The sequence below is a fragment of the Bradyrhizobium cytisi genome, assembly GCF_008123515.1.
GTDB lineage: Bacteria > Pseudomonadota > Alphaproteobacteria > Rhizobiales > Xanthobacteraceae > Bradyrhizobium > Bradyrhizobium cytisi.
The window spans coordinates 17,150-40,117 of record NZ_VSSR01000130.1 but is presented as its reverse complement, the minus strand read 5'-3'; the positions used below and the strand labels follow the sequence as shown (position 1 = coordinate 40,117).

Annotated in this window: 20 protein-coding genes; 15 read left to right on the top strand and 5 right to left on the bottom strand. The window is 64.9% G+C overall.

Translation table 11 applies throughout. The features are described 5' to 3' along the window. Nucleotides 1–433: 433 nt before the first annotated feature. Both FXB38_RS41415 and FXB38_RS44420 read right to left on the bottom strand, forming a co-directional pair. Nucleotides 434–1,567 (bottom strand): phosphatase PAP2 family protein, encoded by a 1,134-nt coding sequence (locus tag FXB38_RS41415; protein WP_187435517.1) that lies wholly within the window; start codon nt 1,565–1,567, stop codon nt 434–436. 216 nt (nt 1,568–1,783) lie between these two features. Next, nucleotides 1,784–1,954, bottom strand: a complete 171-nt coding sequence (locus FXB38_RS44420) for a LysR family transcriptional regulator (protein ID WP_283812825.1) — start codon at nt 1,952–1,954, stop codon at nt 1,784–1,786. A gap of 1,037 nt (nt 1,955–2,991) precedes the next feature. Between FXB38_RS44420 and FXB38_RS43390 the strand changes: the two genes are divergently transcribed. The 13 genes from FXB38_RS43390 to FXB38_RS41350 all read left to right on the top strand — a co-directional run bounded on the left by FXB38_RS43390 (nt 2,992) and on the right by FXB38_RS41350 (nt 18,157). Beyond that, nucleotides 2,992–3,168: a hypothetical protein gene (locus FXB38_RS43390; protein ID WP_187435516.1), complete on the top strand. Its 177-nt coding sequence runs from the start codon at nt 2,992–2,994 to the stop codon at nt 3,166–3,168. 194 nt (nt 3,169–3,362) lie between these two features. After that, nucleotides 3,363–4,247, top strand: a complete 885-nt coding sequence (locus tag FXB38_RS41405; RefSeq protein WP_148756622.1) for a DUF3991 and toprim domain-containing protein — start codon at nt 3,363–3,365, stop codon at nt 4,245–4,247. Nucleotides 4,248–4,577: 330 nt separating this feature from the next. Continuing rightward, nucleotides 4,578–5,183: a DUF1419 domain-containing protein gene (locus FXB38_RS41400; protein WP_148756621.1), complete on the top strand. Its 606-nt coding sequence runs from the start codon at nt 4,578–4,580 to the stop codon at nt 5,181–5,183. A gap of 169 nt (nt 5,184–5,352) precedes the next feature. Next, nucleotides 5,353–10,455 (top strand): N-6 DNA methylase, encoded by a 5,103-nt coding sequence (locus tag FXB38_RS41395; protein ID WP_148756620.1) that lies wholly within the window; start codon nt 5,353–5,355, stop codon nt 10,453–10,455. Between the two features lie 242 nt (nt 10,456–10,697). Next, complete coding sequence (locus FXB38_RS41390) at nt 10,698–12,383, top strand: ParB/RepB/Spo0J family partition protein (RefSeq protein WP_148756619.1); 1,686 nt, start codon at nt 10,698–10,700, stop codon at nt 12,381–12,383. Nucleotides 12,384–12,471: 88 nt separating this feature from the next. Beyond that, the gene (locus FXB38_RS41385) at nt 12,472–12,948 is read left to right on the top strand and encodes a hypothetical protein (protein ID WP_148756618.1); all 477 of its coding nucleotides are present in this window, start codon (nt 12,472–12,474) and stop codon (nt 12,946–12,948) included. Continuing rightward, nucleotides 12,945–13,838 carry a DUF7007 domain-containing protein gene (locus FXB38_RS41380; RefSeq protein WP_148756617.1) on the top strand — a complete coding sequence of 298 codons (894 nt, stop codon included), beginning with the start codon at nt 12,945–12,947 and terminating at the stop codon, nt 13,836–13,838. The genes FXB38_RS41385 and FXB38_RS41380 overlap by 4 nt, the downstream gene beginning before the upstream one ends. Next, on the top strand, nt 13,835–14,248 hold the full coding sequence (locus FXB38_RS41375) for a hypothetical protein (protein WP_148756616.1): 414 nt from the start codon (nt 13,835–13,837) through the stop codon (nt 14,246–14,248). Before FXB38_RS41380 ends, FXB38_RS41375 begins: the two co-directional genes overlap by 4 nt. Before the next feature lie 388 nt (nt 14,249–14,636). Next, entirely contained in the window at nt 14,637–15,224 is a 588-nt protein-coding gene (locus tag FXB38_RS41370) for a hypothetical protein (RefSeq protein ID WP_148756615.1), read from the top strand. Between the two features lie 292 nt (nt 15,225–15,516). Beyond that, entirely contained in the window at nt 15,517–16,443 is a 927-nt protein-coding gene (locus FXB38_RS41365) for an ArdC family protein (protein WP_148756614.1), read from the top strand. Between the two features lie 665 nt (nt 16,444–17,108). After that, on the top strand, nt 17,109–17,420 hold the full coding sequence (locus tag FXB38_RS41360; RefSeq protein ID WP_148756613.1) for a DUF736 domain-containing protein: 312 nt from the start codon (nt 17,109–17,111) through the stop codon (nt 17,418–17,420). A 135-nt stretch (nt 17,421–17,555) separates the two neighbouring features. Then, nucleotides 17,556–17,864, top strand: a complete 309-nt coding sequence (locus FXB38_RS41355) for a type II toxin-antitoxin system RelB/DinJ family antitoxin (protein WP_085398373.1) — start codon at nt 17,556–17,558, stop codon at nt 17,862–17,864. Further along, the gene (locus tag FXB38_RS41350) at nt 17,861–18,157 is read left to right on the top strand and encodes a type II toxin-antitoxin system RelE/ParE family toxin (protein ID WP_148756612.1); all 297 of its coding nucleotides are present in this window, start codon (nt 17,861–17,863) and stop codon (nt 18,155–18,157) included. Before FXB38_RS41355 ends, FXB38_RS41350 begins: the two co-directional genes overlap by 4 nt. Before the next feature lie 299 nt (nt 18,158–18,456). Here the strand turns inward: FXB38_RS41350 and FXB38_RS41345 are convergent, their stop codons facing one another. From FXB38_RS41345 to FXB38_RS41335, 3 genes are all read right to left on the bottom strand, one after another. Then, the gene (locus tag FXB38_RS41345; RefSeq protein WP_187435518.1) at nt 18,457–19,656 is read right to left on the bottom strand and encodes an RHE_PE00001 family protein; all 1,200 of its coding nucleotides are present in this window, start codon (nt 19,654–19,656) and stop codon (nt 18,457–18,459) included. Between the two features lie 222 nt (nt 19,657–19,878). Beyond that, a complete protein-coding gene (locus tag FXB38_RS41340) occupies nt 19,879–20,274 on the bottom strand; it encodes a type II toxin-antitoxin system VapC family toxin (protein ID WP_148756611.1) in 396 nt (131 codons plus the stop codon). Then, on the bottom strand, nt 20,274–20,519 hold the full coding sequence (locus FXB38_RS41335) for a type II toxin-antitoxin system VapB family antitoxin (RefSeq protein WP_148756610.1): 246 nt from the start codon (nt 20,517–20,519) through the stop codon (nt 20,274–20,276). Before FXB38_RS41335 ends, FXB38_RS41340 begins: the two co-directional genes overlap by 1 nt. A 139-nt stretch (nt 20,520–20,658) precedes the next feature. Between FXB38_RS41335 and FXB38_RS41330 the strand changes: the two genes are divergently transcribed. Both FXB38_RS41330 and FXB38_RS41325 read left to right on the top strand, forming a co-directional pair. Then, nucleotides 20,659–21,750 (top strand): hypothetical protein, encoded by a 1,092-nt coding sequence (locus FXB38_RS41330; protein WP_148756609.1) that lies wholly within the window; start codon nt 20,659–20,661, stop codon nt 21,748–21,750. Between the two features lie 13 nt (nt 21,751–21,763). Further along, nucleotides 21,764–22,936 carry a site-specific integrase gene (locus FXB38_RS41325; protein WP_148756608.1) on the top strand — a complete coding sequence of 391 codons (1,173 nt, stop codon included), beginning with the start codon at nt 21,764–21,766 and terminating at the stop codon, nt 22,934–22,936. The last annotated feature ends 32 nt before the right edge of the window (nt 22,937–22,968 follow it).

Below are 22,968 nucleotides of genomic sequence, written 5' to 3'. Positions count from 1 at the left end.
CCGCAATCCCCGGAATCCGCACTCACTGATGCGGAACTGCGAGCAAGATTTTTCTCAGGTCCCAAAAACGCATTAGAATCGTTGCAACAATTCCGAGCCATTCGAATGTCGAAGCAGTTTTCATTTGAGTATGAACACTAGGCGGCGCGCGGTGCATGCTCTGCGGACGATCTGTCCTATTCGAAATGGGCAAGGTGATTTCGAGTCGGAACCAAGTTCGCGCAAGTCACGCTTGTTTGCCTCGGCGAGGTGGTTTCCAACTGAGAGATGGGACCCGCGACAAAACGCCACACCCGTATTCTTGCTGCAACGACGATCTCTCACTTGGAGGACCGCCGAACGGCTCGAGCTATCGGCAGCCGCGCCCTGCTTTATCCCCAAGCTGGACGAGATCCACATGCGGCTGCGTGGAGCCTTCACCGGATCCGCGAGTTCAACGCCGACCGAAGCCTACTACTCCGCGCTGCTGCACGACGCTCATAGGCGTATCGTATGCCGGGACGTGTTCCGGCGGCACGTCCGAACGAACATGGGGGCGAGGCAAAAGCGACCAGCGGACCCGGCGCGCCCATTTCGGCTGCGTCGAGACCGCTAGCGGACTTGCAACGAAGACCGCCGTCAGGCCTTTCGACGCCTGGATCGTCAGCGTAGCCACCGATATGCCCGCGATCACATCCACGAAGTAATGCCCCCCGACCAGCGGGGTCGCGACCAGCATTCCAGCATTCAGCATCAGCAGGGCAGGACGCAGCCACCAAATACTCCATAAGCTCCAGATGCTGAGAAGTGCCGAAGCAGCGTGAAAGCTCGGGAAAGTGAGGATGCCATGGAGCTTCGCGAGGTTGAGAGCTCGCAACGTGCCATCGCGCAGCATCGGTATGTCGCGCTCCTGTGCTCCATATCCGCTCGCGTTGAATAGCTCGGTGTTGGAGGGCAGTCCGAGCTCGAAATAGGTCCCGATCGCCGGAAGCAGGGAGGAGACAACTATCACCACGCCCAACGCCAATGTTGACGCCATCACGAACTGCTGCAGACGGATATATTGCCCCGTCAGCCCCAGTACGACCGGGACGACGAAGGCCGGCACGAGGATCATTGCGTAAAAGAACTTGGCGTAGAGCAGCAATTCCGGACGGGCCATCGCAAAATGGAAATATGCAGCCCAATCCAGGCCGAGCAGTCGGTCAAGCTCGGCAAATCTCGCGTCCTGCAGCGGCATCCCGGCGCCCAAGCCGATATACGACAGCGGCCCCGAGAAGATCACGAAACAACCCATCTGCGCAAATGCGAGCATGGTGAACGCCGGCCGCTCGCCCCAGCCCCGCCGCATGAGCCACAACCCGGCAACCGCCAGTGCCGGCGCTGTGAGGACCTCCGTCTTCATCAGACCTTCCAGCGTGAAGGTTGTTACGCCAAGCCCGATGCAGAGCACCAGCGCACATCCAGCCACAAGACTCCAGTTGACCAATTGCAGCCTGTTCGCAATCCGTCGTTCCGTGTGACGGACCAGCGCATCTCCTCCTTTGACAGCACGATTTGCTCTCGCAAAAGGCGGCGCATCGAGCATTCCAATTCCCATTCCCATTCCAAGGCACGTGCAATTTCGGGCGGTTCTCCCAGTGGTTTAGCAAACTCACCGTCCGGTTGTACCTCATGACCGGTGCTATCGTTATTATTGGTGAAAATTTTGTTTCCAAATGTTGCTGGGAATGTTCCGGCAATGAAACCTCGCCCGTGAGCAGGAAGAGGCGATCTCGGCGGTAGGCTCGCGCGCGATCGACGCCTATTGGTGCGACGCGTTGATGCTGCACACCGCTGAATGGCGTAAGGGCACGAACAATGGGTCAGCAAAGACCGGCCGCAGCCGGTTCAACCGAGCCGATAGCGCCGGCCGGCCGAGGTTCGGACGCAACGCCGCGCGCGTGACGTTCCGCTCGCGCAGCAGGGCCTCCAGGGCGAGCAGCAGGCCAAGCTCGATCTCGGCAAGTATGCCTCACGTGCCCATCGCGATGCTCTTGCCGACGCCGACACGCAAGGTCGATTGCTACGACAACGCCCGATGGAGAGCTTCTTCCATACCTTGAAGACCGAGCTCGTCCATCATAGCGACTAGAACACCCGCGCCGAGGCTCAGCGCGATATCTTCGCCATCATCGAAGGCTTCTACAACCGAACGGACTCCATTCTGCCATCGGATAATCGCGATCGAAATGGAGCTAAAAGCCGCTTAACCCGTTCACTTTCTCGGGGAAAGATCAGACCGAGCCGCACAGCGCGCCTAGTTGAACAGTCGTTTGAAAGAAGGCAGGCCACTCGACCAGCCGCAATTTGCTTCGGCACTTGGGCCCAAGGCGGACCTAAGGTGAGCTGCGCCAACGCGCCGCTATCAGGGCAGAACGGAGCTCAAACGAAGTGCACCAATTTGTGAGTACACGTCTAGCTGGGACTTAGTGCGTCGCCCACGCGGGCCGGGCTGTTGGCTAAGCTGAAGCCCCGGAGGCGGGTCTTCCCCCTTGCGGGCTGCCATCCCTGACGCAAACGGCCCAAGCTCCTGAGTAGCCGCAGATGCTGTTTCGGACGGAGGCAGCTTCACGGAACGGGCTTTAATCCAGTCAACGCGTCAATGTCTATGAGCTCAAGGCATCGAATGGAAATGACATCCTCGCGAAGCGGTCGCCGCATGGGTCAAACGCGTTTTCATTCCGTACAGAACAACGACGGTGATTCTCGATATTTGAGCAGAACGGCAAAGGTATCCGTGCGAGAAAGATGTGCGCTTTGGCACACCAAGCTTCCGGTGAAGGAACACCCCGCTCTCGAAATGGGCTTTCCTTGGTTCTGGCGCGGCCTTCCACGATCAACCCGCAAGGGGTTCGCTACGCAAGCGTGCGACCTCTTCGGCTTTGCCTCTCGAGGTGACCGCGGCCGCCCCCGAACACATCGGCGCCTGTCGAGCGGGGATGGTCCCCGCCGCAAGACGGGAGCCTTTCGATGTCGCACGATCTCACCCTCGCTCAGAACCACGCTTTCGATCTGGCCCGCACGCTGATGGTGCCGGTCATCCTTTTCCAGGCTGAGAGCGAATTCGGTGTGATGGTCTCCAGCGAATACGACGGCGACCAGGACGCCATCGTCCATGAATACGATCCTTGGTCCCCGGCTCATTGAGCCGGGTGTCCGCTGCCGCTGGCGCCATGCCGGCTGCAAGGGAAGCTACGCCGCGCCCAGCTATCTGTCGAATTCGACAGCTTGTACGCGCGCCCTTGCATTCGGCAGGCTTCGCGGCCGTTCGGGGATGTGCCGCAAGGTGAGACCAACAGAAGAAGGGGCCGGATGCCGCGTGCGCGACGCCGGTGCAAACAATGGACAAGAGAGAAATCGAAGAGCTGCGCGAAAACGTTGGCTGCGCAGCCCTGCTGGAGAAAGACGGCTGGAAGGTCGATCTCAAGGAAAGTACCCGCCGTGCGATCAAGTATCGCCGCGACACCAACATCATCATCGTCATCCACCAGGGCCGCGGCTGGTTCGATCCCCTGTCGCCGGCGAAAGGGGACGTGTTTTTGCTCGCCGAACACCTCGGTGCCCACGGTTTCGTCCAAGCGTGTGATCGTGTTGCGGATGTGGTTGGCTTCGTCCCCGCTGCACCTGGGTGGCAGCGCCCGGCAAGGCCCAAGGCCCTTGCGTCCATCGTGGAGCGATGGGGATATCGCGTGGGGCTGCGCCCCGGCTCGCCAGCCTGGCGCTATCTCACCGGCGAGCGCGGGCTGCCGGCAAACATCGTGAAGCAGGCGGTCGCTAGCGACCGGTTGCGAGAGGGCCCCCAAGGCAGCATGTGGGCGGCGCATAGCGATTCTGCTGGAGTGCTCACAGGTTGGGAGGAGCGTGGACCGGGATGGCGGGGCTTCGCCACGGACGGCGGCAAGGAGCTTTTTCGCTTCGGGTCGGAGGAGTCTGAGCGGATCTGCATCACGGAGGCGGCCATCGATGCGATGAGCCTCGCCGCAATCGAGGTCCTGCGGCCTGACACCCTTTATGTCAGCACCGGCGGCGGTTGGTCGCCCGCGACCGATGACGCCATCCGCGGCTTGGCCAAGCGCGCCAATGTTTGGCTCGTGGCAGCAACCGACAACAATCGGCAAGGCGAGGTCTACGCCGACCGAATTCGTGCCATCGCCGCAGATGCAAGTGCACGTTATGCCCGTTTGCGGCCGTGCGCCGGCGACTGGAATGAAGATTTGAGCGCCTGACGTCTAACTGATGCGGCTCGCCAGGGCGACGCGCCGGCTGCGTGGGGGCGCCGCGCCAAGGCCTTCAAATGAGTGGGGTCTTCTGACGGCTTGGTGTTGAGCAAAGGAAGAGGGGATCGAACAATGAGGGAGGGAAAATGAAATGGGAATGAAGCGCTGCCGCATGCCCGGCCGGCGCGTCAAGGGTGAAGCTTCGCCCGCGTTCCGCGGCCCTTGACCCGCCGGACCTTCGATGCGGCCGGCGAGGAGGTGTGATGAAGGACTGAAGTGACGAAGGGATCAGGCGGATCGCTCGCGCTGTCAGCCCGGCCAGGCCAAGAGGAGCCGCCCATGCACACCTCCCCCAGCATCCGCAAAGTCTTCGAAGGCGTTGCGACGCGCCACGAGATGCACCGCTTGTTCAACCGCCATCGTGGTGACCCCGCTATGGCCGAAGGTGAAGGCCAGCATCTCTTCGCCGGTGAGTGGTTTGAGATCAACGAGCGGGAGCACGACTACATGCTCGAGATCCTGCCGCCGCTATGGATGCGCGCCGACATGTTCGCGATGCGCGAATTCATGACGGGCAGCGTCACCAGCATCTTCTTCACGCTCGCCATCGATGGAAAGCGGCGCTGGTTCCACGGCTATTGCGATTTGTCGGGCCGGGGTTCGCCCGAGCGGATGAAAGCAGAGATCATTGAGCGCGAATCGCGGCCGGTCCGCGCCATGACGCGCGACGAGCGGCTTGAGCACATCTGGTCGAGCACGCATGACGACTATCGCGGCTATGCCGGCGAGCGCTGGCCCGCTCCCATGCGCGGCCGCCGCACCGTGCTCGTCTCCGCGGGCCAGCGCGGCACCGTCCTGAAGCTTCTCGACGACCTCACGGAGGCGGAGATCGCGGCCAAGCTGCCGGTGCAGCTCCGCCATCTGCCGGAGACGGTCGCGGCCTAGCCTCACCCTTCCCTTCCCGCCCTGCGAGCAGCCCGGCCACACGCCGGGCTTCGCATTTCCGCATCCGGCCCCGGCGCCGGCTCTCCGTCGATCCCGCAAGCGCCCATGCCCTCCGTCGCAGCCCGCGCCGGCGGACGGCTGCGCGCGCCCAGCAGAAGGACATTTCCAAATGGCGCATGACGATCCTTTCACCCTCGACCTCTTCGGCAACACCGCCCTTTCATCGGGCCTCGGCCTCGGCGTTACCGCGTTCGGCCCCGATCCCGGCGGCGACGACGATCATGATCACGATCCGCCGCCGTCGCCGTCGGTCCCCGCAGGGCCGGCGGTCTCGTCGACGCAGCCCTCCCCGGCCGGTTCGCGCAAGCGCGGCGACAATTTCTACCTTGCTGATACGCGCGGCCTCGCAAGGAACTGGAAGCAGCGCGCCCGCGACAATGTTGCGGCGGTCCGGCTCGCCTTACAGGTCGAGGCCGAGCAGCGGCCCGCGACGATTGACGAGCAGCGGCGACTGATCCGCTTTACCGGCTTCGGCGCGTCGGAGCTTGCCAATGGCATCTTCCGCCGGCCGGGCGAAACCGAGTTCGCGAAGGGCTGGGACGCGATCGGCGCCGACCTGCAGGATGCGGTCGGTGATGCCGACTACGCCTCGCTCGCGCGCTGCACACAGTACGCCCATTTCACGCCGGAGTTCATCGTGCGGGCGATCTGGGCGGCATTGCTGCGGCTCGGCTGGCGCGGCGGACGTGTGCTCGAGCCCGGGATCGGCACCGGCCTGTTTGCGGCACTGATGCCCGAACCGCTACGCCATGTCTCGCACGTCACTGGCATCGAGCTCGATCCCGTCACGGCGCGCATCGTCCGGCTGCTGCAGCCGCGGGCGCGGATCGTCACCGGCGATTTCGGGCGCACCGATCTGCCGGCGCGGTTCGACCTTGCGATCGGTAATCCGCCATTCTCCGATCGCACCGTCCGCTCGGACCGCGCGCTGCGCTCGCTCGGTCTGCGTCTCCACGATTACTTTATCGTTAAGGCGATCAAGCTGTTGAAGCCGGGCGGCCTCGCCGCCTTCGTCACCTCGCACGGCACGATGGATAAGGCGGATGGCTCCGCGCGCGAGCTGATCGCTGAGCATGCCGATCTCCTCGGTGCGATCCGCTTGCCGGAAGGCAGCTTCCGCGCCGATGCCGGCACCGACGTCGTGGTCGACATCCTGTTCTTCCGCCGGCGCAAGCACGGCGAGCTGGAGGGCGACATGTCCTGGCTCGACCTCGAGGAGGTGCGTCCGGCGACGGAGGATGAGGGCGCGATTCGCGTCAACCGCTGGTTTGCGCGGCATCCCCAGCTTGTGCTCGGCGCACACGCGCTGACCTCCGGTCCGTTCGGAGAGACCTACACCTGTCTTACCAAGGCCGGCGAGGACCTCGCGCCCGTACTGGCCGAGGCGATCACCCTCCTTCCGGGCGCCTTCTATGACGGCGAACCGGAGGCGATCGACCCTGACGGCGAGGATGAGGCCGTGCCGGCGAAGTCGGATAGCTCCGCGAGCCTCACGGCGCGCGAGGGCAGCTATCTCCTCGATCACCGGCATGGCCTGATGCAGATCCTCGACGGGGAGCCGGTCTCTGTTGCGGTGCGCAAGGGCCGCAGCGCCGACGGCATTCCGGAAAAGCATGCCCGGATCATCCAGAAGCTGATCCCGATCCGCGATGCGGTGGGCGAGGTGCTGAAATGCCAGGAGCTCGACCAACCGTGGAAGGACGCGCAGGTCCGCTTACGCATCGCCTGGTCGAACTTCGTCCGCGCCTTCGGCCCGATCAACACGACCGTCGTCTCGACGACGGAAGACCCGGAAACCGGCGAGGTCCGCGAGACCCATCGCCGGCCAAATCTCCAGCCTTTCCTTGATGATCCCGATTGCTGGCTGGTCGCGTCGATCGAGGACTACGAGCTTGAGTCCGACACGGGGAGGCCGGGCCCGATCTTCACCGAGCGGGTGATCGCGCCGCCGGCGCCGCCGATCATCACCAGCGCCGCTGACGCCCTGGCCGTCGTGCTCAACGAGCGCGGCCATGTCGATCCCGACCACATCGCCGAGCTCTTGCATCGCGATGCGGACGACGTGATCGCCGAGCTCGGCAGCGCCATCTTCCGCGATCCGGCCGATGGGTCGTGGCAGACCGCCGACGCCTATCTTTCAGGCGCGGTCCGATCGAAGCTCGCGGCGGCGGAGGCCGCGGCCGCGCTCGACCCCGAATATGAGCGCAATGTGGCGGCCCTGCGGGAGGTGCAACCCCTCGACCTCCGGCCATCAGACATCACCGCGCGGCTCGGCGCGCCGTGGATCCCCGCCGCCGATATCGTCCCTTTCGTCCACGAGATCATGGGTGCGGAGATCAAGATCCACCACATGCCGGAACTGGCGTCGTGGACCGTGGAAGCCCGCCAGCTCGGCTGGATGGCCGCCGGCACATCCGAATGGGGCACCGAGCGGCGGCACGCCGGCCAGCTTCTCTCCGATGCGCTCAATTCCTCGGTGCCCCAAATCTTCGACACCATCAAGGATGGCGACAGCGAGCGCCGTGTCCTCAACGTCATCGATACCGATGCGGCGAAGGAGAAGCTGCACAAGATCAAGACCGCCTTCCAGAACTGGATCTGGTCCGATCCTGATCGAACCGATCGCCTGGCGCGGGTCTACAACGACCGCTTCAACAACATCGTGCCGCGCGCCTTCGACGGCTCGCACCTGACGCTGCCGGGCGCCTCGGGCGCATTCGTTCTCTACGAGCATCAGAAGCGTGGCATCTGGCGCATCATCGCCTCGGGCGCGACCTATCTCGCCCATGCCGTGGGCGCCGGCAAGACGATGACGATGGCGGCTGCCATCATGGAGCAGCGCCGCCTAGGCCTGGTTGCCAAGGCCATGCTGGTCGTTCCCGGCCACTGCCTGGCGCAGGCCGCGCGTGAGTTCCTGGCGCTCTATCCGGGCGCGCGCATCCTCGTCGCCGACGAGACCAACTTTACCAAGGACAAGCGGCATCGCTTCCTGTCGCGCGCCGCGACCGCGACTTGGGATGCGATCATCATTACCCATTCCGCCTTCCGCTTCATCGGCGTGCCGTCCGCGTTCGAGCAGCAGATGATCCAGGATGAGCTCGAGCTCTACGAGCAACTGCTCAGCAAGGTCGAGAGCGACGACCGGGTCTCGCGCAAAAGGCTCGAGCGGCTGAAGGAGGGATTGAAGGAACGGCTCGAAGCGCTCGCCACCCGCAAGGACGATCTCCTCACCATCTCCGAGATCGGCGTCGACCAGATCATCGTCGACGAGGCGCAGGAGTTCCGCAAGCTGTCCTTCGCCACCAACATGTCGACGCTGAAGGGCGTCGATCCCAACGGCTCGCAGCGCGCCTGGGACCTCTATGTAAAGTCCCGCTTCATCGCGACAAAGAACCCCGGCCGAGCGCTGGTGCTCGCCTCCGGCACGCCGATCACCAACACGCTCGGCGAGATGTTCTCGGTGCAGCGTTATCTCGGCTACGCGGCGCTTTTGGATCGCGGGTTGCACGAGTTCGATGCCTGGGCCTCGACCTTCGGCGACGTCTCGACCGAGCTCGAGCTTCAGCCGTCCGGCAAATACAAGCCGGTCACACGCTTTGCGACCTTCGTCAATGTCCCCGAGCTGATCGCCAGGTTCCGGTCCTTCGCCGACGTGGTGACGCCGGAGGACCTGCGGCAGCACGTGAAGGTCCCGGCCATCTCGACGGGCAAGCGGCAGATCCTGACCGCAAAGCCAACCCCGGCTTTCAGGCGCTACCAGTCCCTGCTAGACGCGCGGATCAAGGCAATCGAGATGCGCGACCGGCCGCCGGAGCCGGGCGACGACATCCTGCTCTCCGTCATTACCGATGGCCGCCATGCCGCAATCGATTTGCGTCTGGTCGATCCAGGTAGCGACAACGAGCCGGATAACAAGCTGAACCTGCTCGTCGCCAACGCCTTCCGCATCTGGAAGGAAACATCGGCAAACAGCTACGTCCGCGCCGACGGCAAGCTCTACGAGCTGCCGGGCGCCGCGCAGATGATCTTCTCCGATCTAGGCACCATCAGCGTGGAGAAGACACGCGGCTTCTCGGCCTATCGCTGGATCAGAGACGAGCTTGTCCGCATGGGCGTGCCGGCGTCCGAGATTGCCTTCATGCAGGACTTCAGGAAGTCCGAGGCCAAGCAGCGCCTGTTCGGCGACGTGCGCGCCGGCAAGGTCCGCTTCCTGATCGGCTCGTCCGACACGATGGGGACTGGCGTCAACGCGCAGCTTCGGCTCAAGGCGCTCCACCATCTCGACGTGCCGTGGCTGCCGTCGCAGATCGCGCAGCGCGAGGGCCGGATCGAGCGCCAGGGCAATCAGCATGATGTCATCGACATCTTTGCCTATGCCACCGAGGGGTCGCTCGACGCAAGCATGTGGCAGAACAACGAGCGCAAGGCCCGTTTCATCGCCGCGGCGCTCTCGGGCGACACGTCGATTCGTCGGCTCGAGGACCTCGGCGAAGGTCAGGCCAACCAGTTCGCGATGGCCAAGGCGATCGCCAGCGGCGACGAACGGCTGATGCAGAAGGCGGGACTGGAAGCCGACATCGCGCGGCTGGAACGTCTCCGCGCGGCGCATATCGATGATCATCACGCCGTCCGCCGGCAGATCCGCGACGCGGAGCGCGACATCGAGTTCTGCACGCGGCGGATCGCAGATGTCGGCAAGGATATTGAACGCCGCGTTGCGACGGCCGCTGACGCCTTCGCCGCGAGCGTGGCCGGCAAGCGCTATGTCGAGCGCAAGGAGGCCGGCCGCGCGCTGATGAAGGAAATCCTGACCCTCGTGCAGCTTCAGCAGGAGGGCGAGATTGTGATCGCCACGATCGGCGGCTTCGATCTCGAATATTCCGGCGAGCGCTTCGGCCGCGACGGCTATCGCTACAGCACCGCGCTGATCCGCACCGGCGCTGAAGACGAGATCGAGCTGTCGGTCACGGTCACGCCGCTCGGCGCGATCTCGCGACTGGAGCATGGGTTGGGCGATTTCGAGGGCGAGCGGGAGCGCTATCGCCAACGTCTCGCGGATACACGCCGCAGGCTCGCCTCGTATCAGGCGCGCGAGGACGGCGACTTCGCCTTCGCCGCTGAGCTCACCGAGAAGCGTCGGCAGTTGGCGGAGGTGGAGAAGGCCCTTGCGACGGATGTGGAGGGGAGCGGCGAGAACGCCATTGCAGCGTGATGAAGAAGGAAAGCCGCTCGCAGATCGGCCAAGCCGGCAACGCTGACGCTCAACCGCCGCCTGCGCGATCCCGGCCCGTCGTCCTTCGCAGGGCTTAAGAGCCCTGCTTGTCCGGCCGGACAGGGATGCTCGGCCGCTGTTGTGCCGGCCCGACCGCTCCGCGGGCCGGAGGATGTCTTCGGAAAGAAGACGAGGAAGGACCCGCGAGGCGCGGTCCACCAACCCCGAACAGGAGAAATCCCATGCAACTCATCAAGGTCGATCCGCGTGCGCTGAAGGAGAGTCCGGACCGCATGCGCCAGACGAAGTCGACGCCGCAGGCTGACGCCCTCCTGCTGGCGACGATCAAGGCCGTCGGCATCGTCCAGCCGCCCGTCATCACGCCCGAGACTGGCGGTGGCAACGGCTATGTCATCAACGCCGGTCATCGCCGCGTGAAGCAGGCGATCGCCGCCGGCCTCGAGGAGATCGACGTCCTCGTCGACGAGGCGGCCAACGACAACGGCGCCATGCGCTCGATGATCGAGAACATCGCCCGCGAAGCGCTCAATCCCGTCGACCAGTGGCGCGCGATCGAACGTCTCGTCGCGCTCGGCTGGACCGAGGAGGCCATCGGCGTCGCCTTGGCGCTGCCGGTGCGGCAGATCAGAAAGCTCCGCCTGCTCGCGAATGTGCTGCCCGCCATGCTCGAACACATGGCGAAGGGCGACATGCCCGACGAGCGGCAGCTCCGCACCATCGCCTCCGCCTCGCTGGATGAACAGAAGGAGGTCTGGAAGAAGCACAAGCCCTCGAAGGCCGATCCGCAGGTGTCGTGGTTTAGCGTGGCGCAGGCTCTGACCAAGGCCCGCATGTACGCACGTGATGCCAGCTTCGGCGACGACCTCGCCCAGGCTTACGGCATCCAGTGGGCAGAGGATCTGTTCGCGCCAGCAGATGAGGACAGCCGCTATACCACGGATGTCGAGGCCTTCCTCGGCGCCCAGCAGGAATGGATGACGAACAACCTGCCGAAGCGCGGCGTCATAGCTGAGACGACGAACTGGGGTGAGGTCAAGCTGCCGCCGAAGGCAGAGCGCGTCTACGGCAAGGCCTCGAAGAGCGATTGCACCGCGATGTATCTGGACCGTGACGGCCGGGTGCAGAGCGTGCATTACCGCATGCCCGCGGCCAAGAAGGCGACTGGCAAGGGTGCGGCGGCCGACAGCGACGCTGCGGATGAGTTCGCAACAGTTTCGAAGCCGCGTCCCGACGTGACGCGCAAGGGCCTCGAGATGATCGGCGACTTCCGAACGGACGCGCTGCACGAGGCGCTGGCCCGCGCGCCGATCGAGGATGACACGCTGATGGCGCTGTTGATCCTCGCCTTCGCCGGCCAGAACGTCTCGGTCGAGTCCGGCAGCGGCGGGACCTACTACGGCAACCGGCGCTTCGCCCGCCATGCCGCGGCGCTATTCGATCAGGATGGCAAGCTCGTCCTCGACATCGACACGCTCCGCGTCGCGGCGCGCTCAACCCTCACGGAAGTCCTGTCGTGCCGGGAGAACCGCACCGACAGCGGCATCGTCGCCCGCGTCGCCGGTGACGTGGTCGGCGCAGATAACTTCCTGCCCAACATGGGCACCGACGATTTCCTGTCGTGCCTGTCGCGCGCCGCGCTCGAAGGCTCGTGCAAGGACACGCCGGTTCTCCCGCGCCAGAAGGTGAAGGACACCCGCATCGCCCTGGTCGAGCACTTCAGGGAAGGACGCTTCGTGCATCCGGCCGCATTGTTCGCTCCCGACAAGGTCGACTTGTTGTCGTGGCTGGCGAAGAAAGCCGTCGCCGAAGACGACGAGGCCGACGACCGGGTCGAGAACCCGGCGGCCGGCGATACCGATGATGGCGAGGCCTTCGACGACGAGGCGTTCCGCGAGGCGGCGGAATAGTCCGCCCGGCATCGACAATCCGAACAACACGCCGCCGCCGGTTGATCCGGCGGCGGCTCCGCTTCGCCCCCATGAACAGGAGGACGTCATGTCCGCACAGTTGATTTACGACCTCGCCCCGCTCGGCTCGCTCGTCCGGTTTTTCGACGGCACGCCGCGGCCGCCGGAGCGGCACCGCAAGAAGCTCGCGGCTTGGGAATACCGCAATAGCGGCGGTCGCTTGATCCGCAAACAGCCCGAACGCCGCGTCGGCAACACCTTCATCAGTGCGAGCATCACGCTGCACGCCGGCGACTATGGCGGCGGTGGTGTTGTGGTGCTTCGCGTTCACCGGACCTTCCCGGTCGATAGCGACCTGGCGTTCGTCGTGACCGAACGCCCGAAGCTCGGTGCGGTCCGCGTGCTCGACCGGCCCGGCGAGGATGCCGAGTTGGTCTATCTCGCCGGCAGCCGCGCCGATGCCGAAACCTGGCTGCAGAGCCACGGCTATCCAAATGCCGTTCTGGACGACGTGACGGCCGATGCGGTCGCGGCCGACGTCGCGGAAGGGAGGACAGCCGCATGACCGCGCCCGCCCTCCCCACCACCACCACCGATGACTCAACCTCCGGATTCCCCGAGGTTGCGTTCGGGCGCAGCGGCGATGGCTTCCTCGCCGCGCGCGTTGCCGACACCGCCTTCGCCATGCTGCCGGCACGCGAGGGCCGCCACTATCTCGCAACCGGCTGGCGCATCGGCCGGCCGATCGCCGAATGGAAGCTCTCCGACTTCTACGGCCATTTCGGCGATCTCGCCGACGAGGCCGCCTTCCGCGCGAAGATCGTGGAGAATGCCGAGCACCAGTGCGAAGCGCGTGCGCTCGGCCGTCGCGACATCGCCTCGACGGCGCGCACGCCTTGGGGCCCATCTCAGGGCGCGACCGTCTATGCGGAAGGCGTCGTCTGCCATTCGACGGCGGGCCATGGCGGCTTTCATCTTTCCGCCGAACGCAACCGCAGCGTCCATTCGATGCTGCGCGCGCGAGGTGGCTGGTACGAGGAGGACGAGGGCTGGGCGATCGTGGCGATCACTTTCCCGAATCTGTTCACCAGCTACGAGCGGCGCTGCGCGGAACGCACGATTAGGGATAGCTGGCCCGATGCGTGGGAGGCGATTTTCGGGACCCTGCTCCAGCCCGGCGAATCCCGGGAGAAGGATCGGCGCGCCTTCGAGACCGAGCACGCCGACGACTGGATCGTCGTGTCGGCGATCACGTCGGATCAGCATCCCGGCTTTGTCGAAGTCGTCGCCACGCCGGGCGGCCGACGTGGCGCAGGCACCGAGGAGCGGCGCTTCCTGGTCCCGTCCGACGAGTACCGAATGGGTCGCTTCGGCTTCCTCATCGATGAGACCCGCCACCCGGTCTATTCCGGGCCGTCGAGCTTCATCGCTTGGCAGGGGAGGACATCGCCATGACGGCTTCCCCCCAACGCCTCGCCCAGCTTTCGCGCATGGAGGAGGCGCGCCGCCAGACGCAGCGCCAGCTCGACATGATCGACCGGCAGATCATCCGTCGCATGACGGCGCTGATCCCACAGCTCGGTCGCAAGCGGTCCGGATACCGCCACGGCAAGCCGCCCGACCCGAGTGCGTTCCTCGAACGCTACCGTTCGAACCTTGCGGCGATCACGGCAGCGCGCCAGCCGGAGATCGATGCCCTCTCGCGCAAGCTCGCCCGGCAGGATACCGCGATCGAGACGCTGCGGGCTCGGTGCGCGCCGGAGTCTCGACAAGCTCGTGACGACCCGGAGCGCGCACATCGCAAGGACGAATGTCGCAGTCTGGCCGACTGTCGTCCAGGGAGGCGGCATGGCGCTGTGGCCTAGCGGAGCCGAAGCCGACCTCGCGCAGACGAACGTCTCGATCACGCCGCGAAGCCGGCGGTCTGCCGGGTCGAACCTTTCCGCATTCGCCAACCCGGCCCGCACCCTGTCGGCTCTCCCCTCGGGTTTGCTGCGGTCTGCGCCGCCGGCGGTCCGCTTCAAGGCCGAGTCGCAAGCGACCGGAGACCGCCGATCTCGGCAAGGCCCGACCGCGTCCGGCGCAGGGCCCAGCAGGCTGGGACCCTGCTTGTTCGCAATCGGACCTCGCTCGCCTGGCGGTCCCCGGACCTTGAAGCGGCCCTCATCCCGGCGGCGCTGGGCGACCGCACCCGAAGGGAGGTCCGGCAGGGGCCGGATCGAACCGACGGCGAAACCAGATAAGGAATTCACCATGACCAAACCTGCTCGTTCCTCTCGCGCCAGCGCCCGTGTCATCCCGCTTCGCAAGGGCACCACTCTCGAAATGGTCCGGCTCGCCTGCCCCGACGCGGCACAGGCACAGCGCATCTCCGAAAGCTTCGGCCTTGCGATCCTGGACAGCGACGGCATCCGCGATCTGCATCAGCGGCTCATCATCGAAACCGCCGACGCACTCAAGGACGGCCTGAGTGAACGCGCAATGCAGATTCACCTTCAACGGATCGTCGGCGCTTATGTCGGCTCTGCGCACGGCGCCGGCCAGTTCTACACCCGCGCAGTGACCGAAGCGCGAGATGCGACCGCCAAGCTCGCCAACGACGGCCGCGACGAGGACCTCGATGGTCCGGTCGGCTTCGATAGCCAGGCACAGCGCAAGCGTGAATTCGCCGCCGACATGGGCGTGCAGTCTCACGCGCTTCGCATGGCCGCCGAGGGCGCCGTCGCTGCCTACGAAAAAGTCGTCGGCGAGACCTGGAAACCTTTCGAGCGTCCCGTCGACCACACGACCGACACCGTCGGGCGGAAGGCGGCCAAGGCGCAAATGTCGGCGTTCGACTAACCGTTAGCGTGGGGTCTCGGCCCCGCGCCTCTTCCACTGCAGCCACCTCGCGGGCCGGTCTGCCAGACCGGCCCATCTTCGTATCGCCGCCGCAACAAAGGGCGCCTTCCCGCCCTACGGGCCATCGTCGGCTCCTCCCGGTCCGTGGTCCTGTGCCGGACCCTATGCCCGCGCAACGGCTTCGCCGTCCTTCGCGTTGCTTCGGCCGCGGGTGCGCGGACCTTGGGCTCGGCAGTGGCGGACCCCGTGAGGAGCCGCGATGGGCGCGGTCTCCCGAACGGAGGTCATTATAATGAACAGGAACGGAGAAAAGGTGCGAGGCGACCTGTACGCCCGCATCACGGACCGCATTGTCGCTGAGCTCGAACGCGGCGTGTGCCCCTGGGTTCAACCTTGGGCCACCGCGAATATGGCGGGCCACATCACGCGACCGCTGCGACACAACGGCCAGCCCTATACGGGCATCAACGTCGTGCTGCTTTGGTCAGAAGCCGTCGCGCGCGGCTTCTGTTCTCCGATCTGGATGACGTTCAGGCAGGCGAGTGAACTCGGCGCGCATGTCCGTAAGGGCGAGACCGGCAGCACTGTGGTTTATGCGAGCCGCTTCACCAAGACAGAGACCGACGCTCACGGCGACGAAGTCGAACGCGATGTCCCCTTCCTGAAGGCCTATACCGTGTTTTGCGTCGATCAGATCGATGACTTGCCCGATCATTATTACAGTCGGCCGGCCGATGTCGCATCAACGATCGAGCGCAACGCGAGCGCCGACGCTTTCTTTGCCAATACCGGCGCGATTGTTCGGCATGGCGGCTCGATGGCGTTTTACGCGCCCTCGTCCGATCACATTCAGATGCCGACGATCGAAAGTTTTCGCGACACCGCCTCCTATGTCGCCGTCAGAGCTCATGAGACCGTGCATTGGACCGCTCCCGTTCACCGCGTCAATCGCGATCTCAGCCGTTACAGCAAGGATCGGAGCGAACGGGCGCGCGAAGAGTTGATTGCCGAACTCGGGAGCTGTTTCCTCTGCGCGGATCTAGGGATCTCTCCCGAACTCGAACCGCGACCTGATCATGCAAGCTACCTCGCATCGTGGTTGGAAGTTTTATCGAGTGAGAAGCGCTTTATCTTCTCGGCTGCCGCGCATGCGCAACGCGCCGTCGCCTATCTGCACGACCAGCAGCCGAAGGCCGCTGAGGTCGAAGAGGCAGCATGATACATGATGAGCGCATAACGTGATTGGCGCCGGCGCTGGCTGGCCCTTAGCTATCCGGTGGTTCAGCGCAGAGATGCGGCCTTTCTCGGCCGCTCGAGGGCCAGTGTCCGTTCATTCCTCGTGTTGCGCCACCTGATTGTGGCCTTGCGCGCAGTCGTTCGAGGAGGACGACGTTCCGACTTTGCACAGGTCGTGGCTGTGCCGAGCAAATCTCGCTCGCGGCCTCCCGATTCACTTTCGGCGAGGCCCGCTTGACGGCAGAGCAGCGCGCCTACCCGTTTCGGCTTCGACCGCAAGCCTGAGGAATTGAAAGATGTGTGCGGTGAGCGGTGATCGGGTTGTTTCGTCGGTCAAGGTTTTCGATGGTCGCCATTGTCGTGTTCCTCGGCCGTTTCTTCTGGCGCACCCACGCCGTCCTCGATTGGCATGTCTGACCGAAGGGCGTCGTCGCTTGAGCGCCGCCTCGCTCTTAACCCCGCAACAGCCGGTTACGACTTTCTTCCCCTGGCCGCTGCGCGCCCATTCCTCGCGCAAGCCAAGAAAGTTGTGCCCTGGCTGCCCTCTACTGCGTGCCGGCCCCTTCGGGGTGCGGGTCGATCGCCTCCGGTCTGTCGCCAGCCATCGAGGCCGCGATGGGCGGCCCGGAAAACTGAAAGGACGCGACAATGGCGACCATCGGCACCTTCACCTCGACCGGCAACGGCTTCTCCGGCACGGTTCGCACCCTCGCTCTTAATGCCAAAGCCAAGCTGGTTCGGGTCGAGAATCCCTCCGACAAGGGACCGCACTTCCGCATCTTCGCCGGCAATGTCGAGCTGGGAGCGGCGTGGCAGAAGACCGCCAGGGACACCGAGCGCGATTACCTCTCGGTCAAGCTGGACGATCCGAGCTTCCCGGCTCCGATCTATGCCACCCTGATCGAGGTGGAGGGCCAGGAAGGCCTACAGCTCATCTGGTCCCGCCCGAATCGGGATTGAGGGCCCACGGCAACGGCCTCGCCGAAAGGCGGGGCCATTTGCCCGCTGTCACAGCCTCGGCTCACGGAGCCGTGATAGTCTCTGGTGCATGTCATTCAAATGTATTACATCTAGCTGCCGAATAAGGAGGTCGCTATGGCTTCGAATGCCTTGGTCCAAACCCGCATCGATGCGGACGTGAAGGAAAAGGCCACTGCGGTTCTGGAAAATATGGGTCTCACGGTTTCCGACGTCGTGCGGATCCTGCTTACGCGCACGGCCAATGAAGGGATGCTTCCGTTGGAGCTCGTGAGCAACAGCCAAGCTTACGATACCTGGTTTCGTGAGAAGGTGCGCCAGGCGTTGGCCGACACGCGGCCTGATATCGATGATTCCGAGGTCGAAGCGCATTTCGCACAACGCCGTGCCGCTGCGCTTCGAAAAGCGCCGGAGCAGGAACGGTGAAACTCGTCTGGTCGCGCTTCGCGTTGTTCGATCGCGACGGCATTTTCAGCTACATCGAGGTCGAGAATCCTCGTGCCGCGGTCCATGTCGACGAACAGATTGCGAATGCCGCGCGGCGCCTGCTCGACTTTCCGGATAGCGGTCGGCCGGGGCGTGTCGCTGGGACGCGCGAGTTGGTCATTCCGCGTACATCTTATGTCGCGGCGTACCTGGTCGACGGCGATACCGTTCACATCTTGCGCGTGCTCCATGGCGCGCAGATGTGGCCCGACGAACTTACCAACGACGATTGACGCCGCTCCGTACAGTATCGTGCCACCAGCTGGACGGGCAAGTTTCGATTTATTGCTTATATCGTAGGTTGGCTACGACAAGTACGATCAAACTAAATCTTCAAGCCTTGGTCTCGCGTGCGTGCCGGACGAATAAAGGCCTTGGTCAGCGGCTCGAGCGTGACCGGAGTTTCCGTCACACCCTCGGGCGCTGGAAACGGCCGCTGCGCTGGATTTCAACCGCGCGGCATTTTTGTTGGTGGCTTTTTCATCTGGACGAGACGGCCTTTCTGCCGAGCGCTCGCAGCGGACTTTCGCCTCTACAGGACGCCCCACGCCCGGTAGCGTCCGCGCCCGGTCGCCTCGCGCAGGCCGAGCTCGGCGACCAGGTTTTGGGCAGCACGGGGAGTGATCCCAAGTTCCGCCGCGATCATGCCCGCCGAGACGATCGGCCTTGTCAGCACGTAGTCGAGGAGAGCCGGCAGTTTTGAAGTGGCGCGACGGCCGGCGAGTTTTCGGGCGAGCAGGTTTCTGGTCATCAGCCAGCGGTCGTGATCCTTGCGGCCAGACTCGGCGGCGGCCGTCATGGCCTCGAGTTGCACGACCAAACGCGCTGCGGCGTCGCGTGGCCGCCGGCGCTCACGCGGAATGCTTTTCAGCCCAGCATGCAGGCACGGCAGATGCGATCGCGTTTTGCCGCGGTCCCTCAACAATGCCGCGGCGAGCAGGCGGCCGAGCCAAGGCGTGTGCTCGAGCGGTTCGATCTCATCCCAGGCGTCGATGGCAATCGCCCCCGCCAGGGTCGGCGGCAAGCCGCGAGTCTGGTCGACCACATCGCGCCAGTGATCGAGGCGTTCCTCCTCATCCCAGTCGGAATCGTAGATGAGAGAATCCCGCTCCGGCCGAAACCGAGTCTCGTCGGCAAGCCTGCGCTCCGCCCTGGCGTTCGCTGCGTCGACCGCGTCGAAAGCGGCGGCCAGATGGGGATCGGTCTCAAGGACACCGGGGGGCCATTCGAGACCCACCTCCGCCCGCTCGGGGGCCTCGTCGATCTCAAAACCTCCCTCACCTTCCTTCCGGTTGCTCGTCTCCTGCTCTCGTTCGCCCCGTCCGCGGAGGCTGGAGAGCCCCGGAGCCGACAGCGCCCATTCGGGCTTCGCCTCAGCGATGCGCCGACGGGCGCGCAGCACGGCATGGGCGCGAGTCAGCTCATGGGTGGGAGCGCGGACGTCCATGCCGGCATCGTGGAGCACGAGGTCATCGAGGTGGACAAGTTCGCCGTCCAGCCACAAACTGGCGCAGGCATCGGTGAAGTGTGTCCGGCTGATTGCCCCGTCGCGGATTGGGCTTTTAGCCACTCGCTCGTCGAAGCGGGCCACGGCATCCTCGGCGGCGGCGAGCGGCCCGACGAGCTGGGCCCAGGGCAGCGGATCGGGGATTTTGTAGCTGGGCGGCAAGATCTTGATAACCTTAATGGGAATCGACGAAACGGAAGCTATCAAGAATATAGCTTCCGTCATAGCGATGCTCATTTCCCCACCCTTCTCACTATCGATAATTACCCCTTATCGATAGCGTTGGACGTCAGAACGCAAATCAGCGATTCTGGCGGCCCAGAAGCCCGGACAGCGCGTCATCTGGGCACCAGATCGACCCGCGAGCCAGCTATGCTCAGGCGCCTTCCCCTTCCGGAACAGCAAGTCCCCTGCCCTTCCGGTCGCAGGGGCGGCCTGGAGGCCGCCTCAGGCGGCCTCGATATCGGTCTGCGGAAAATCGCCGCCCTTGAACATCAAGGGCTGGCCCAGATGCCGAGCGCAGGCATAGGCAAAACAGTCCCCGAAATTGAGCCGCGCCGGATGGCGGCCCTTGCCGAACCGGTCGAAGGCGTCGAGTGCGATCCGTGCCGTCTCCGGCGGCACCGCCACCACGGCGATCTCCATCAGCGCGAGATAGTCGTCGACCGCCTGCGCGGCGGCGCTGATAGAAAGTTTCAGCACGCGCGCCACCGCGATCGCCGCCTCCCATACTGCCAGTGGCGAGGTCAGACGCGTTCCGGTCTGCTGCAGGCGCGCCAAAAGCTCGCGCGCCTCGTCCTCGTCGGTCAGCAGCGCAGTCAGCGCCGAGGCGTCGATGAACATCAGGTGTCCTCATACAGGCTGTCGCGGAACGCCTTGTCGGCCGGCTGGCCCTGCGCCGGATTGCCCCTGGCGCGGAGATCTCGGCAGAATTGGACGCCCAAGTCGACCAAAGACGGCTTGCCCTGCTCGCGCTCGAGCTCATGGGCGAGTGCCGCGTGCACCGCTTCGGTGAGGCCGATTTTTTTCAGCGCCGCCACCTTGCGGGCCAGCGCGTCGGTCTCCGGGTTCTTGATGTGGAAGGCCATCAGGCACTCCTCTAGCTCGCATTGTGTATCCTTATATAACATTCAGGATACATCGTGTGAAGGCCTCGGAATTCTCGCCAAGTTGTCTGGAAAGGCCCATAAAACCCCAGCGAAGGCTTCGATTTATGGTTAACTTACGATGAACGTCACCCCTCTTCGACTTCCGGATGCCGCCTCGATCGAGGCCGTCCTGGCGGCCCTCGATCCCGCCTCGGCCGACGCCGACCTCATTCCTGCCCTCGCTGCGGCCTTCCCGGGCTTCGAGTTCGGCCTCGCCCACGTCGACGACGCCTATTGGCGTGATACCCGGACGGTCATCCGACCGGACGGCACGCGCGTCGGCGAGCTGCGGCGGTGGATGTCGGCCGAGCTCGCTAAGGACAGCGGCGAAATTCGAGCGCTCTGGACGCGCCTGAAAGAGACCGACCTGGAGATCACCGAGTGGCGCGGCACCAGCGCCTTCGTCTTCGCGCCGACCGGTCCCGGAGTTGCCGATTACGTCCAGATCGCCCTTGGCCGCGAGGTCGAGGGGCGGGCGGGTCCGATCGTCAACCCGGATTATCGGCCCTGGGGCGAAGAGGAGCTGCTCGATCCGGGCTGGCCTCGCCGAGATCCCCTGCCCGAGACGGACCGCCTCGCCGGCCCGGTCTACCGCCTGCTCGACCGCGCCGGCGGCGCCTTCATTCATGTCCGCAGCCTCCTGGACCGCTGCGGACGCGTCGAGCGCGACAAGCGGGAGGCCAAGCGGCCTGAATTGGAGCGGCGTGTGTTGCGCGAGGTCGAGCCGCATGGCACGCGCGACACTCCGTTTCTTGAATTGGTGCCGGACTATTTCGACGTCGTGCCTCGCGAACTGAGGTTCGTTCGGGACTGGGAGGACTCGAGCGCCAAGCCGCAGCGGGTCTATGCGCACTGGGCGCTCGATGCCCGGGATTATATCTATAAGGACGAGCGTGAGGTCGGCTTCATTCCCCGGCCGCTGCGTCCGCCGCAAGAGCGTCTGTTGATGACCCCGGAGACGTCGGTTCATCTGCTGATGGACCGGATCGAGGCTGTCGACCGCGAGGTCGGCCTGCCCTTCGGCTGGTTTTTCCTGATGACTCACGGCCATTGGGTCGAGCCCGATGTCGGCCTGGCGATTGCGGAAGGCCTGAAAACGCAGCGCGTTCGTCTGCCCGACCCCGACGCCCGCGTGCTGCTGCGGTGGGCGGATCGAACTTACGGCTTCTGACCGAGCAACGCCGATGGACGATATCACCTCCCGCGCGCTGGCCTCCGATCCTGAAACCCGGCGCGCGCTCCAGCTCGACGCGCTCTCCGCGATCCTGCCGATGGAGCGGCGCGATCGTCTCGCCGAGCTCCTGACTGACGACGACGTCGCAACCCTGAAGCATCTCGCGCGCGAGGGCATGGGCGAGAATTCGCTGCGGGCGCTGGCGTCGGACCTTGCCTACCTCGAAGCCTGGTCCCAGGCCGCGACCGGCGCGGGTTTGCCGTGGCCGGCCTCGGAAAGCCTCGCGTTGAAATTCGTGGCGCACCACCTCTGGGACCCGGCCAGGCGCGAGACTGATCCGCAGCACGGCATGCCTGCCGACGCGGCGGCCGCGCTACGCGAAAGCGAGATGCTGCGTAGCGACGGGCCGCATGCGCCAGCAACCGTCAAGCGCCGGCTGGCGAGCTGGGGCACCTTGCATCGCTGGAAAGGGCAGGAGGGTCCCTTCGCATCGCCCAGCCTGCGCGCCGCGCTGCGGCTCGCTGTTCGCGCCAGCGCCCGGCCGCGGCATCGGAAGAGCAAGCGGGCGGTCACCCGCGATGTGCTCGATCGTCTCCTCGCCACCTGCCGGTCAGACCGGCTGGCCGACATCCGCGATCTCGCCATCCTGCTGCTCGCCTTCGCTTCCGGCGGGCGCCGCCGCAGCGAGGTGGCTCGGTTGCGGGTCGAACAGCTTAGCGACGAGCCTCCGGTCCGGCTTGATCCCCGGGATCCGAAATCGTCGACTTTGCCGTGCGTGGCCATTCAGCTCGGTCGGACGAAGACGGGCGTCGCCGACGAGACGGGCAGGGTGCTCCTGGTCGGGCCGCCGGTCGAGGCGCTGCGCGAATGGCTCGAACGGGCCGACATCAGCAAGGGACCGATCTTCCGCGCCATCGACCGCTGGGAGGCGATCGAGGAGAGGGCGCTGACGCCGCAGTCGATCAACCTGATCGTCAAGAGGCACTGTGCCCTGGCGGGGTTCGACACGCGGGAGTTTTCCGCGCACGGCTTGAGATCCGGCTATCTGACGGAGGCAGCGCAACGCGGAGTTTCCTTGCCGGAGGCTATGCAGCAATCCCAGCATCGATCCGTGCAGCAGGCGTCCAGCTATTACAATGATGCTGAGCGCAGACTTGGGCGAGCCGTGCGCCTTGGAATCTAGCAGGAGTCTGTCACTGAGTTGTCAGCGTACAA